Annotated in this window: 11 protein-coding genes; 5 read left to right on the top strand and 6 right to left on the bottom strand. The window is 66.5% G+C overall.

The features are described 5' to 3' along the window. Positions 1–687: 687 nt before the first annotated feature. The 4 genes from HL666_RS13385 to HL666_RS13400 all read right to left on the bottom strand — a co-directional run bounded on the left by HL666_RS13385 (position 688) and on the right by HL666_RS13400 (position 4,023). Positions 688–1,581, bottom strand: coding sequence for a restriction endonuclease (locus HL666_RS13385; RefSeq protein WP_172181856.1), 894 nt, complete (start codon positions 1,579–1,581; stop codon positions 688–690). 45 nt (positions 1,582–1,626) lie between these two features. After that, positions 1,627–1,884, bottom strand: coding sequence for a hypothetical protein (locus tag HL666_RS13390; protein WP_172181857.1), 258 nt, complete (start codon positions 1,882–1,884; stop codon positions 1,627–1,629). 250 nt (positions 1,885–2,134) lie between these two features. Beyond that, the gene (locus tag HL666_RS13395) at positions 2,135–3,034 is read right to left on the bottom strand and encodes a methylated-DNA--[protein]-cysteine S-methyltransferase (protein ID WP_172181859.1); all 900 of its coding nucleotides are present in this window, start codon (positions 3,032–3,034) and stop codon (positions 2,135–2,137) included. 455 nt (positions 3,035–3,489) lie between these two features. Continuing rightward, positions 3,490–4,023: a DUF2244 domain-containing protein gene (locus HL666_RS13400; RefSeq protein WP_172181861.1), complete on the bottom strand. Its 534-nt coding sequence runs from the start codon at positions 4,021–4,023 to the stop codon at positions 3,490–3,492. Positions 4,024–4,045: 22 nt separating this feature from the next. Between HL666_RS13400 and nth the strand changes: the two genes are divergently transcribed. The 4 genes from nth to HL666_RS13420 all read left to right on the top strand — a co-directional run bounded on the left by nth (position 4,046) and on the right by HL666_RS13420 (position 8,625). After that, positions 4,046–4,879 carry an endonuclease III gene (nth, locus tag HL666_RS13405; protein ID WP_172181863.1) on the top strand — a complete coding sequence of 278 codons (834 nt, stop codon included), beginning with the start codon at positions 4,046–4,048 and terminating at the stop codon, positions 4,877–4,879. 574 nt (positions 4,880–5,453) lie between these two features. Further along, positions 5,454–6,506, top strand: a complete 1,053-nt coding sequence (locus tag HL666_RS13410; RefSeq protein WP_172113615.1) for a type III polyketide synthase — start codon at positions 5,454–5,456, stop codon at positions 6,504–6,506. Next, positions 6,503–7,009, top strand: coding sequence for an isoprenylcysteine carboxyl methyltransferase family protein (locus HL666_RS13415; RefSeq protein WP_172113614.1), 507 nt, complete (start codon positions 6,503–6,505; stop codon positions 7,007–7,009). Before HL666_RS13410 ends, HL666_RS13415 begins: the two co-directional genes overlap by 4 nt. Further along, complete coding sequence (locus HL666_RS13420; protein WP_172113613.1) at positions 7,006–8,625, top strand: DHA2 family efflux MFS transporter permease subunit; 1,620 nt, start codon at positions 7,006–7,008, stop codon at positions 8,623–8,625. The genes HL666_RS13415 and HL666_RS13420 overlap by 4 nt, the downstream gene beginning before the upstream one ends. On the opposite strand, the gene HL666_RS13425 is transcribed toward HL666_RS13420, so the two are convergent. Together HL666_RS13425 and HL666_RS13430 are read right to left on the bottom strand one after the other, a co-directional pair. Further along, a complete protein-coding gene (locus HL666_RS13425) occupies positions 8,563–9,315 on the bottom strand; it encodes a sulfate transporter family protein (RefSeq protein WP_172181865.1) in 753 nt (250 codons plus the stop codon). The two genes, HL666_RS13420 and HL666_RS13425, sit on opposite strands and share 63 nt — an antisense overlap. Positions 9,316–9,554: 239 nt before the next feature. Continuing rightward, on the bottom strand, positions 9,555–12,242 hold the full coding sequence (locus tag HL666_RS13430) for a heavy metal translocating P-type ATPase (RefSeq protein WP_283814790.1): 2,688 nt from the start codon (positions 12,240–12,242) through the stop codon (positions 9,555–9,557). Between the two features lie 50 nt (positions 12,243–12,292). Here HL666_RS13430 and HL666_RS13435 point away from each other — a divergent pair, with 50 nt between their 5' ends. Then, positions 12,293–12,568 carry a metal-sensitive transcriptional regulator gene (locus tag HL666_RS13435; protein ID WP_006613634.1) on the top strand — a complete coding sequence of 92 codons (276 nt, stop codon included), beginning with the start codon at positions 12,293–12,295 and terminating at the stop codon, positions 12,566–12,568. The last annotated feature ends 124 nt before the right edge of the window (positions 12,569–12,692 follow it).

The raw sequence follows: 12,692 nt of genomic DNA on the forward strand, positions 1-12,692 counted from the left end.
GCCATGACGGTCCGAATAACGCAACGACGACCGAGCCCTGAGATCGCGCAGCTTGCTAACGTGCGTCTCTCCGCGCTCCGCATCATGCGGCCGCGATTCGCCGTCTCCCCGATTCACATCTCAAACAGCCCCGCCCACGGCTCCACGATCTCGCGGCGCTTCCGCCCGAGTCGTGCTTGCACCATGTCCCTCCGAAACATCGAGAGGGCGCAGGGAATGCCGGATGCTGGCCGCACCCATGGCCCGCCTGCAGAAATAAAAGCAGGCGGCAGTCACCACAGGTTCAGCCGAGAACAACCGGCATTCCCTGCGCGATGGTCTTCACGCTTATACGCAGTCTCCCTGGTGCGCCGGGCTTGTTGGCCACCATGCGCGACAATGCTTGCGCATTGCGCGGGACACCAGCATCGGGGTGTCAGGACGCTGCGACTTCACGTCCACGGTCCCACCGTTCGTCGGCGCGCCCGAAGATACGCCGCGGCAGACCCCGGCCACCGCTCTCCGCCCCGCGTGTCGTGACGATCGCGCGCGACGCCCCTGTCGTTGAGGCGGGATGCGGAGATAAGATCATGACTTCAGAAAAATAGCAAGGAAATTATTTTTATCGGAAGTTTTGGCGTCGCGCCGGCGCCTCTAAGGGAAGGATGAACGCGCGATCCCGTACTGCAAAATCAGAGCACGCGTACCTCAAGGCGCGAGAAAATAGACCGGCTCGAGGCGCAGTTTCGATCTCTTCGCTTCCGGGATTTTGCCGTAGTGCTGTTGCCAGAGCATCAGGAACCGATCGAGATCAACCAGCTCGATATGAACGGCGCCTATGCCGGCTTCGCGGCGTGCTTCTCGGGTAAAGCCGCCCGACGAGACGAACAGCCCGATCTCGCGGTCACCGCGCATGATCCCTCTGAGGGCCGCTACATCCTCCCGCGAGGCCGCTTGGTCTCGGTGCTTCACTTGAACCCGAATGTGCGGAGTCTGTGCTCCCAGCGGATCTGTATAGGCCAGGATGTCGGTCCCGCCGTCCGCTCCAGGCTTGGACACGGAACTGGTCGCATAGCCCATGCCTTCGAGCAGGGCGGCTACGAGATCCTGAAATTCGTAGCCGGAGAGCGTGTCGAGATACTCGTCGATCTCAGCCCGCGCCTTTTCCTTCGCATCCTCGAAGAGAACTGACGTTTCCGAAAGGGGCGGCGGTTCCTCGACGGTGGCGACGGTCTCAGCCCCCGGCTTCGCCCTTGGCTGTCCCCACCGCCATTCTCGATAGCGAGATCTCATCAAGCGTTTCAATTCGTCGTCTGGCAATTCGGCGGCCTTCAGGCCTTCCTCGGTCACTAGCCATTGCCCGTCCGACTTCGCGAGCAGCCCTGCCTTGCTGGCCGCGACCGAATGGAAATGGAGCAAGGCGCGCCAACGCGGCAGGCCGGACCCTTTCAGGATCTCCTTGTCGAAGGCATCAAGCGGTAGTTTGGCTTCGATCTCGGCATAGAGATCGCGTGGCCGCTTGCCCTCGGGATGTGATTTCAGAAGCCCCAGAACGAACTTGATCAACGTGACGCCACGATCGACGGCCTTGACCTGGCTCATGGCTTCCTTCCTCGACAAACGAGCCGATCAACCTAACGCCCTTCTTCAGGAACTCTGCTTGGCGATATCAGGCAGCTTCTTGTCCAACGCTTCCCACGACAGAAAATGATGGTTCTTGGTGCTTTTGCCCGGATACCAGCGGAGGCCTCCCTTGCTGACAACCAGGCGGCCGATTTGCCCGTTCCCATTGGTGGCTCGAAACGTAATCGGCTTCTGTTCCTTGCGAAGCTCATGGTCTGACGTCTGAAATGTTACCTTCGCCAAGACATTCCCTCCGGCAAAAATTTTACTCTGGGAAATCACCTATTAGTCCGACCACTCAACCCGATTTGTAGCCGATACGCAACCTAAAGCTGATGTGCTTGCCAACATCGCCGGCAAACCGCCCTTCCTCGGTAAGGAATTTGCCGGCCAAAGGCGCGGTGAAATTTCGTCTGCCGCGAGGTTGATAGTAGGAGCGACGAAATGGGCTTGTAAGTTCGCGGCTAGTGCAGTGCCGACCGCTCTCGATCAGCGCCGTGTCTTCGGCTGATCGCAACACGTGCACTCCCGCCTACCCGATCCCCACCTGCCCAGCCTCCCACCCGATCATCGCTTGCTTCCGCGTCAGCCCCCAATGATACCCCGTCAGCGCCCCCGTCTTGCCCAGCGCACGATGGCAGGGCACGACGAACGAGATCGGGTTCTTCCCCACCGCCGCGCCCACCGCGCGAGAGGCCTTTGGCGACTCCAGCCTTGTCGCGATGTCCGAGTAGCAGACGGCGCGGCCCATGGGGATTTTCAGCAGGGTTTCCCAGACGCGGACTTCGAAGTCGGTGCCGATCAGGACGACGCGGAGCGGCTGGTCCGGGCGCCACATACCCTTGTCGAAGATGCGCTGCGCCAGGCCGGCGGTGCCGGGGACGTCCTCGATATAATCAGCGCGGGGCCAGCGGCTCTTCATGTCGGCGAGGGCGGAGGCCTCCTCGCCGGGGTCGGCGAAGGCGAGGCCGGCGAGGCCGCGCGGGGTCGCCATGACCAGCGCCATGCCGAACGGGCAGGGGTGGAAGCCGTAGCGCAAGGTGGTGCCGGCGCCGCCGGTCTTCCATTCGCCGGGCGACATCGCCTCGTGGGTGACGAACAGATCGTGCAGGCGGCCGGGGCCCGACAGGCCGGAGTCGAGCGCGGCGTCGAGCACGCTGGCCGAGCCTTTCAGCAGGCCCTTGGCGTGGTCGAGCGTCAGCGCCTGCATGAACGCCTTCGGCGTCAGCCCGGCCCAGCGCCGGAACAGATGGTGCAGCTCGTCCGGCGTCAGGCTGGCGGCGTCGGCCATGTCCTCGATGGTCGGCTGCCGCCGCCAGTGCTCGGAGATGAACGCGATCGCGCGGCGCACCGCGTCGTAGTCGCGCAGCGCGGCGGATTGTTGCGGGCCCGGCTTGGCCAGGGCGGAATCGTGAATGGCGAGGGTCATCATGGGTCCGGATGTAGGGCCGCCGGGGAGGGCACTCCACCCGATTTCTGATCGGAGGGCTAGGGGTGGATGTGAGAGGCCTTTTCCTCGACCCGTGCCCTTCCTTGGTTTGCTCCGTCATTCCGGGGCATTCGCGCGCAAGCGCGAGTGAGCCCGGAATCCATACCCACAGGACGACGTGTGAGGCGAGATGCCCATGACCGGCGTGCCCCACACGACGTCCTGTGGGTATGGGTTCCGGGCTCGCGCTCTGCGCGCCCCGGAACGACAGCGGAGATGATGGCGCTGCGGTCGCCCGGGCGGCGAGGTAGGGGGCTTTCGGCGCGGTCGGTGGTTGTGGCGGCCTCTTACCCCAACCCTCTCAGCGCGAGCTAAGCTCGTCGCTGCCCCGTAAGAACGAGGAGAGGGGGCGCGCTGCCGTTCGGGCGGCAGCTCGGCTCCAACGGACTTACGATAGCCTACAGCGGATTAAACACCGGCCCGCGCTTCGCCGCTTGCAACCCTGCCCTCAGGGCCTTCGCAAAGCTCGCTTTTTCCTCCGGTCCCAGGAAGCTGGCGATGGCGACGCGCTGGCCGCGCGCCACCAGGTAGAGGCGCTCGATGCCGAATTCCTCGTGGGTCTCCTGGTCGAGGCGGACCCAGAGCGGGTTGAAGCGCCATTCCATGACGTGGCCCTTGTGGCTGACGCGGCGCAGGCGCAGCTCGGTGAGCGTAATGGTCACGTCCTCATAGGCACGGGCGCGGCGGAAGTTGACGCGGAAGGCCCAGTAGATCGCGAGGGCGTCGAGGCCGAAGAAGCCGAGCACCGGCCAGGCGCCCATCATCACCGAGGCGATGCCGCCGATGAAGCTGATGGCGCAGACCACGGCCATCAGCACCAGGAAGCCGGTGCGGCCGAGCGAGCGATGCGGCGTCAGCCGGGCCGAGAACAGCTCGGGATCAGCGGCGTCGTTGCCGGTCTCCTGATACGCAAAAGCATTGCCTGGCGTCATGGGGCCTCAGTATACCCGGATCATGGCCAAAATCACCCGCCCCCAACGCGCCAAGCCGGCCCCGGTTCGCAAGCCGTCCCCAAAGGCGGTCAAAGCCGCGCCGGGAACGGCGTTCAAATCCGCATCCAAAACGGCGAAGAAGGCCGGCAAGATCAGCCCGGCTGCCAAGGCGGGGGCAGGCTCGGTCAAGCCGGTCAAGACAGGGTTGAAGGCAACGAAACCCTGGACCCCGGCCGAGATCCGCGAGGCCTTCAGCCGGTTTGCGGCGTCGAACCCGGAGCCGAAGGGCGAGCTCGAACACGTCAACCCGTACACCTTGCTGGTGGCCGTGGTGCTGTCGGCGCAGGCGACCGACGCCGGCGTCAACAAGGCGACGCGGCCGCTGTTCGCCGTCGCCGACACGCCGCAGAAGATGCTCGCGCTCGGCGAGGACGCGGTGCGGGACTATATCAAGACCGTCGGCCTCTTCCGCACCAAGGCCAAGAACGTGATCGCGCTCTCGCAAAAGCTGATAGCCGAGTTCGGCGGCGAGGTGCCGCGCACGCGCGCGGAGCTGGAGTCGCTGCCGGGCGCGGGGCGCAAGACCGCGAATGTCGTGCTCAACATGGCGTTCGGCGAGCACACGATGGCGGTCGACACCCATGTCTTCCGCGTCGGCAACCGCACGGGGCTCGCGCCCGGCAAGACGCCGCTGGAGGTCGAGCTCGGGCTGGAGAAGGTGATCCCCGCCGAGTTCATGCTGCACGCCCATCACTGGCTGATCCTGCACGGCCGCTACACCTGCCTCGCCCGCAAGCCGCGCTGCGAACTGTGCCTGATCAAGGACCTCTGCCGCTGGCCGGAGAAGACGGCGTGAGGCGACGCGCAAGGCGAGGTCGGCCCGCTGCGACCCTCCCCTGGAGGAGGGCCATCGCATATGGCGATCGATGTTTTGCGCCTATCTCCCTCCGCGTCGTCATGGCCGGGCTCGTCCCGGCCATCCACGTCGTCCGGCATGCTGAGAACGACGTGGATGGCCGGGACAAGCCCGGCATGACGATCTGGAGACAGTTTCGCGATACGCTCAGAGTGGCCATATGCGATAGCCCTGCTTGGGGGGAGGGTGACAGCTGGACCTGCGCGCGCAGATCAACGCGACGAGAGAAACGATCGTCAAGCCGCGCTGCGAGCTGTGCCTGATCAAGGGCCTCTGCCGCTGGCTGGAGAAGACGGCCTGGTACGTCAAGCGCGACGTAAGGTTGCAAGCAGAGAACGCGTTTGACAGTCACTTTAGCGTCACGCCGCGACGCCGTCTCACCATGGCCGGGCCACATCGCCGCCCGCATTGGTCATAAGATGAAACCCGTCATCCGGGCGAAGTGAGTGGCGCGTGACTGAACCCCGCGTTCTCGGACGTCTGCTGCGCCGGGACGTGGGGAAGGATCAGTTGCATGGACAATACCGCCGCGCTCGTGTCGCTCGCGACCGCTGTGCCGCCGCATCAGTTTCGCCAGAACGAGGTGATGGAGGCGGCGCGCGTCGTGCTGTCGCCGCGCTTTCCGCAGTTCGACACGATGGCGAGCCTGTTCGCCAACACCGGCATCCGCGCCCGCTACGGCGTCAAGCCGATCGAATGGTACATGGAACGGCGCGGCTGGCCGGAGCGGACGGAGGCGTACCTCGACGGCGCGGAGGCGCTGTTCGTCGAAGCGACCAACAAGGCGCTGGCGCAGGCCGATCTCAGAGCTGATGAGATCGACACCATCGTCTCCGTGAGCTCGACGGGCATCGCGACGCCGACCCTGGAGGCGCGCGTCGCCGGCCGCATGGGGTTTCGCTCCGACGTCTCGCGCGTGCCGGTGTTCGGGCTCGGCTGCGCCGGCGGCGTCTCCGGCCTGTCGATCGCCGCACGGCTGGCGCAGGCGCGGCCGGGCACCAACGTGCTGTTCGTGACGTTCGAGCTGTGCACGCTGGCCGTTCGTCATGACGAGCTGAGCAAGGCCAACATCGTCGCACTCAGCCTGTTCGGCGATGGCGCGGCTGCCGCGATCCTGCGGGCCGGGGACGGCGGGGCGACGCGCGTCGAGGCGACCGGCGAGAAGCTGTGGCCGGATACGCTCGACATCATGGGCTGGAGCGTCGATCCCGAAGGGTTCGGCGTGATCTTCCAGCGCACCATTCCGGACTTCGTCACCGAGAACATGGGCCCGGCGGTCAACGAGATCCTCGGCAACATGAAGCTGTCGGCCGGAGAGGTCGATCGCTTCGTTTGCCATCCCGGCGGCGCCAAGGTGATCACGGCGCTGGAGCGCGCGCTGTCGATCGGGCAGGGCACGCTCGATCATGAGCGCGAGATCATCGCCGACTACGGCAACATGTCCGCTCCGACCGTGCTGTTCGTGCTGGAGCGCGCGCGGGCGAAAGGCTTGCCGCCGCGCTCGGTGCTGACGGCGCTCGGACCCGGATTCACCGCAAGCTGCGTTTCACTGAGGCACGCCGCATGACCTTCGCCGCCTTCGTCCTCGCCCTCGTCACGATGCAACGGCTCGGCGAGCTCGTGCTCGCCCGCCACAACACCCGCCGCCTGCGCGCCATGGGCGCGGTCGAGGTCGGGGCGGATCATTATCCGCTGATGATCTCGATGCATGCAGCCTGGCTGGTGTCGCTGTGGCTGCTCGGCGTCGATCAGGAGGTCGATCCCTGGCTGCTCACGGGCTTCGTGCTGCTGCAGGGCCTGCGCTGGTGGGTGCTGGCGACGCTCGGCCCGCGCTGGACGACGCGCATCATCATCCTGCCGGGCGCGCCGCTCGTCAGCGACGGGCCGTATCGCTACATCTCGCATCCGAACTACCTGGTCGTGACCGCCGAGATTGCGCTGCTGCCGCTGGCGCTGCATCTGCCGCTGATCGCGCTGATCTTCTCAGGTCTCAACGCCGCCGTGCTGTTCATCCGCATCCGCGCCGAATCCGAGGCGCTCTCCGGCGTCGGTGGCGGCCAGACGGCATGAGCGCAGCGGCCGCGCCGGAGGAGACGCCGAGCCTCGCCACCTGGCTCGGCTTCGTCCTGATGTGCGTCGGCATGTTCATGGCGATCCTGGACATCCAGGTGGTGGCGACCTCGCTGCCGACCATCCAGGAGGCGCTCGGCATCACGCCGGACGCGATGAGCTGGATCCAGACGGCGTATCTGATCGCCGAGATCATCGCGATTCCGCTGACCGGCCTGCTGACGCGCGTGTTCACCCTGCGCTGGCTGTTCACGGGCGCCGTCAGCGTGTTCACCGCCGCCTCGCTCGGCTGCGCGTTCAGCGGCAGCTTTCACATGCTGCTGGCGTTCCGCGTGCTGCAAGGCTTTTTCGGCGGCCTGCTGATCCCCGTGGTGTTCTCCGCGGTGTTCCTGCTGTTTCCGTCGCGGCTGCATGCGGTGGCGACGACGATCGGCGGCGTGGTCGCGGTGCTCGCGCCGACGATCGGCCCGGTGGTCGGCGGCTTCATCACCAACACCTGGTCGTGGCCCTGGCTGTTCCTGATCAACATCGTGCCCGGCATCATCGCCGCGCTGATGACGCCGAGCCTGCTGCCGAAGCAGCGGATGGATCTGGGCGAGCTGGAGAAGCTCGACCTGTTCGCGCTGATGCTGCTCGCGGTGTCCCTGGGGAGCCTCGAGCTCGGGCTGAAGGAGGCACCGAAGGGCGGCTGGCTATCGTCGAACTGCATTGCGCTGCTGGTGCTCAGCGCGTCCTGTCTCACCCTGCTGATCCAGCGCCTGCTGGCGTCAGGCGATCCGATCCTGCGCATCGGCAGCTTCCAGCGCCGCTCGTTCACGCTCGGCTGCCTGTCGAGCTTCTGTCTCGGCATCGGCCTGTTCGGCTCGGTCTATCTGATGCCGGTGTTCCTCGCCTTCGCGCGCGGCCATGACGCGTTCGAGATCGGCAAGATCATGCTGGTGACGGGCGTCGCGCAACTGGTCGCAGCCCCGCTGGTGACGGCGCTCGACGGCAAAGTCGACGCGCGGGTCCTGACCGCGTTCGGCTTCGCACTGTTCAGCATCGGTCTCGCGGCCAGCGCATTCCAGCCGCCGACCGCCGACTATCAGGAGATGTTCTGGCCGCAGGTGGTGCGCGGCGTCGGCATCATGTTCTGCCTGCTGCCGCCGACGCGGATCGCGCTCGGCGATCTGCCGCCGGCCGAGGTCGCCGATGCCAGCGGCCTGTTCAACCTGATGCGCAATCTCGGCGGCGCGATCGGCATCGCGCTGATCGACACCGTCATCTATGGCCGCGTCACCCTGCATGCGCAGGCGTTCCGTGATCGCCTGATGGCCGGCGACACCGCGACCGCCAAGGCGATCGGGCTCGCGCCGGAGCTTTTGCGCAACCGGCCGCGTGGCGTCACGGAGGAGCAGGCGATCGCCTATGTGCGGCCGCTGGTGGAGAAGGCCTCGCTGGCGCTCTGCGTCAACGAGGCCTGGGCGATGCTCGCCGGCGTGGCGCTGCTCGGCTTCGTTCTCATTCCCTTCGCCCGCAACAAGCCCGCCAGCCTGTCGCCGCGGATGATGGCGCTAGAGGCTGCGCAGCCGGCGCTCCGGCGACGGCTCGATCAGCTCGGGCCGCGGCCCCGATAGCCGCTTGTGCAGATGGACCATGAAAGCCATGCCGAACAGCGGCGTCGCCAGGTTCACGATCGGAATGGTGACGAACGCGGCGATGACCAGTCCGGCCGTGAACACGGTCACCGCATTGTCGCGCCGCATGGCCTTGGCTTCCGCCGGCGGCCGGAATCGCATCGCGGCCAGTTCGAAATATTCCCGGCCGAGCAACCAGGCGGTGGCGACGAAGAAGATCACGAAGCCGGCGCCGGCCAGGAACACGAAGGGCAGGGCGACCAGATAGATCAGGATGGTGAGGCCGGCCGCTTTCAGGCCTTCCATCATGGCGATACCGAACGGCAGCGCGACGCCGGGCCGCTCGGCCGGATAGTGCTCGCGCTCGACGAGGTCGGCGACGTCATCGACGAACAGGCTCGCGATCACCGAGGTGATCGCCGGCATCAGCATGATGCCGCCGAACACGACGCCGAAGCCGGCCGCGATCGAGATGATCCAGGTCAGCACCTCCAGCGTGCCGTGCGAATTCGGCCCGAGCATCGCCTCGGCCCAGCCCTCGCCGGCGGTGGCGAGCCATGTCAGCAACCGCTGCAGCCCGATCGCCAGCACCGTGACCAGCACCAGCGCCAGCCCGATCGACCGCCACAGGATCGACCGCATCGGCGGCGACAGAATCTGCGAAAGCGCCTTGATGGCGGCGTCGATCATGGGCGTGGGACCTCTCTGTTGACCTGGCGAAAGAGGTAGACATGGCGGACCGCCTCGGCAAGCCCGCGCTCCCGCCGGCGGTTCTTCACCCGCGGCTGTCCTTCGAGACGCCCGCCTCCGGCGGGCTCCTCAGGACGAGGAGGAGTGCGCGGCGATCACTGCGGCGGGATCTCGACCCTCATGGTGAGGAGCGCGCCCCTTGGCGCGCGTCTCGAACCATGAGGCCGCGATGCTGCGTCTCAGAGCTTGGCCGCGCGCAGCCGCAGCGCATTGCCCACCACGCTCACCGACGACAGCGACATCGCCGCCGCGGCGATGATCGGCGACAACAGGATGCCGAACACGGGATAGAGAATGCCCGCCGCGATCGGGATTCCGGCCGCGTTGTAGATGAAGGCGAAGAACAGGTTCTGGCGGATGTTGCTCATCACCGCCGCCGACAGCTTGCGCGCCCGCGCGATGCCGCCGAGATCGCCTTGCAACAGCGTGACGCCGGCGCTCTCCATCGCGACGTCGGTGCCGGTGCCCATGGCGATGCCGACATCGGCCGCCGCCAGCGCCGGCGCGTCGTTGACGCCATCGCCGGCCATCGCGACGACCTTGCCGCTCGCACGCAGCCGCGCCACGACCGCGCTCTTCTGCTCCGGCAGCACCTCGGCCTCGACCTCGGTGATCCCGATCTTGCGGGCCACCGCCGTGGCCGTGGTGCGGTTGTCGCCGGTCAGCATGATCACCTTGATGCCGTCGGCCGCCAGCGCCTTCAGCGCCTCGGGCGTCGACGCCTTGACCGGATCGCTGATCGCGAACAGCGCCGCCGGCTTGCCGTCGACCGCCATCGTGATGACGGTCGCGCCGTCCTCGCGCAGCCGTTTGCTCTCGACGCCGAGCGTGTCGCTGATGATGCCGAGCGAGGCGAGATAGGTCGGGTTGCCGAGCACGACCGCCTTGCCGTCGACCTCGCCGCGCGCGCCCTTGCCGGTCGGCGCGTCGAACCCCTTCACGTCGGCCAGCTTGAGCTTGCGCTCGCTGGCATGACGGACGATGGCCTCGGCCAGCGGATGTTCGCTGGCCCGTTCGACACTGGCCGCCAGCCGCAACGCCTCGGCCTCGTCGAAGCCTTGAGCGGTGACGATGCTGGTCACCTTCGGTTTGCCCTCAGTCAAGGTGCCGGTCTTGTCGACGACCAGCGTGTCGACCTTCTCCATGCGCTCCAGCGCTTCGGCGCTCTTGATCAGCACGCCCGCCTGCGCGCCCCGGCCGACGCCGACCATGATCGACATCGGCGTCGCCAGTCCCAGTGCGCAGGGGCAGGCGATGATCAGCACGCTCACGGCGGCGACGAGACCGAACGCGAAGCGCGGCTCGGGGCCGAACGCGTACCAGGCGATGAAAGCCGTGACGGCCGCTGCAATGACCGTCGGTACGAACCAGCCCGCGACCTGGTCGGCGAGCCGCTGGATCGGCGCGCGCGAGCGCTGCGCGTCGGCCACCATCTGCACGATCTGCGACAGCAGGGTCTCGCGGCCGACCTTGTCGGCGCGCATCACGAAGCTGCCGGTCTGGTTCAAGGTGCCGGCGATGACGCGCTCGCCTTCGTCCTTGGTCACCGGCATCGATTCGCCCGTCACCAGCGACTCATCGAGCGAGGAGCGGCCTTCGAGGATGATGCCGTCGACCGGCACCTTCTCGCCGGGCCGCACGCGCAGCCGGTCGCCGACCGCGAGGTCGGCGATCTCGACCTCGTGGTCGTTGCCGTCGGCGTCGAGCCGCCGCGCCGTCTTCGGCGCAAGCTGCAACAGCGCCTTGATCGCGCCCGACGTCGCCTCGCGCGCGCGCAGCTCGAGCACCTGGCCGAGCAGCACGAGAATGGTGATGACCGAGGCCGCCTCGAAATACACCGCGACAGTGCCGCCATGGCCGCGGAAGGCCGGCGGAAACGCCTGCGGCATCAGGGTCGCGATCACGCTGTAGACATAGGCGACACTGGTGCCCATCGCGATCAGGGTGAACATGTTGAGATTGCGGGTCTGGACCGATTGCCAGCCGCGCACGAAGAACGGCCAGCCGGCCCACAACACCACCGGCGTCGCCAGCGCGAACTGGATCCAGTTCGACAGCACGGGATCGATCAGCCCGAGGCCGCCCACGAGATGTCCGCCCATTTCCAGCACGACCACCGGCGCGGCGAGCACGGCGCCGATCCAGAACCGCCGGGTCATGTCGGCAAGCTCGGGATTGGGCGCGTCGTCCAGGCTGATGACATCCGGCTCGAGCGCCATGCCGCAGATCGGGCATGTGCCCGGGCCCTCCTGCCGGATCTCCGGATGCATCGGGCAGGTGTAGATGGTGCCCGCCGGCATCTCCGGCGGCGGTTCGCGCTCGCCGAGATATTTTGCCGGCTCGGCGGCGAACTTGGTGCGGCAGCCCGCAGAGCAGAAATGGAAGGTGTGGCCGTCGTGGTCGAAGCGGTGCTTCGACGTGGCCGGATCGACGCTCATGCCGCAGACGGGATCGATGACCTTGGTGTCATCTTGTGGATGCGCATGGTGATCGTGGCCGCCACAGCAGGACGTTGGAGCCGCGGCGGGTGTGAGATATTTGGCGGGGTCAGCGGCGAACTTGGTGCGGCAGCCCGCAGAGCAGAAATGGAACGCTTGCCCAGCGTGCTCGAAGCGGTGCTTCGACGTCACGGGGTCGACGGACATGCCGCAGACCGGGTCCTTGGCCTTCACCGGAGCAGGCGGCGCACGGTCGTGGCCGCCGCAGCAACCACCGGCGTCCGTCGAGGCGGGTTCGGCACGATCACTGCAACACGCCTCTGCAGCCGTCGCGGTTTGTCTGGTTTCAGCCGTGTCTGTCCCTGGTCCACAGCCGCCTCCGCCGGATTGCTTCGTTGCGACACCATGCCCGCGTTCGGTTTCCGACATTGCCAGCCTCGCCTCTTGAAACCTATACCCTGTAGGGGTATATAGAGCCCATGCGCGACGACATCAAGACTTCCTGTCAGAAACGTTTGAGCCGGATCGAAGGGCAGGTCAGGGGCCTCTCCAAGATGGTCGAGGACAACCGATACTGCATCGACATCGTGACGCAGATATCCGCCGTGCGGGCGGCGCTGCGCCGCGTGGAGGAGGAGATCCTGCGCGATCACGTCTCCCATTGCGTCGAGCACGCGATTGCGTCAGGCGACAAGGCTGATCAACGGCAGAAGATCGCGGAATTGATGGACGTAATCAGCCGGTCGGATCGGTGAGGAGCTACGGCGTGTTGTCGCGACGAACGATCCTGTAGCTTAGTCACTCCGTCATGCCCTGCCATGACCCGTGGAGAAAGACGAGCCCAAAGCTCAGATATCCGGATGCAGGACCATTGCCGTA

The sequence above is a fragment of the Bradyrhizobium aeschynomenes genome (assembly GCF_013178945.1).
GTDB lineage: Bacteria > Pseudomonadota > Alphaproteobacteria > Rhizobiales > Xanthobacteraceae > Bradyrhizobium > Bradyrhizobium aeschynomenes.

Coding starts and splice junctions, on each gene's coding strand:
- HL666_RS13385 (WP_172181856.1), bottom strand. CDS start 1,581: ATGAGCCAGGTCAAGGCCGTCGATCGTGGCGTCACGTTGATCAAGTTC.
- HL666_RS13395 (WP_172181859.1), bottom strand. CDS start 3,034: ATGATGACCCTCGCCATTCACGATTCCGCCCTGGCCAAGCCGGGCCCG.
- HL666_RS13400 (WP_172181861.1), bottom strand. CDS start 4,023: ATGACGCCAGGCAATGCTTTTGCGTATCAGGAGACCGGCAACGACGCC.
- nth (WP_172181863.1), top strand. CDS start 4,046: ATGGCCAAAATCACCCGCCCCCAACGCGCCAAGCCGGCCCCGGTTCGC.
- HL666_RS13410 (WP_172113615.1), top strand. CDS start 5,454: ATGGACAATACCGCCGCGCTCGTGTCGCTCGCGACCGCTGTGCCGCCG.
- HL666_RS13415 (WP_172113614.1), top strand. CDS start 6,503: ATGACCTTCGCCGCCTTCGTCCTCGCCCTCGTCACGATGCAACGGCTC.
- HL666_RS13420 (WP_172113613.1), top strand. CDS start 7,006: ATGAGCGCAGCGGCCGCGCCGGAGGAGACGCCGAGCCTCGCCACCTGG.
- HL666_RS13425 (WP_172181865.1), bottom strand. CDS start 9,315: ATGATCGACGCCGCCATCAAGGCGCTTTCGCAGATTCTGTCGCCGCCG.
- HL666_RS13430 (WP_283814790.1), bottom strand. CDS start 12,242: ATGTCGGAAACCGAACGCGGGCATGGTGTCGCAACGAAGCAATCCGGC.
- HL666_RS13435 (WP_006613634.1), top strand. CDS start 12,293: ATGCGCGACGACATCAAGACTTCCTGTCAGAAACGTTTGAGCCGGATC.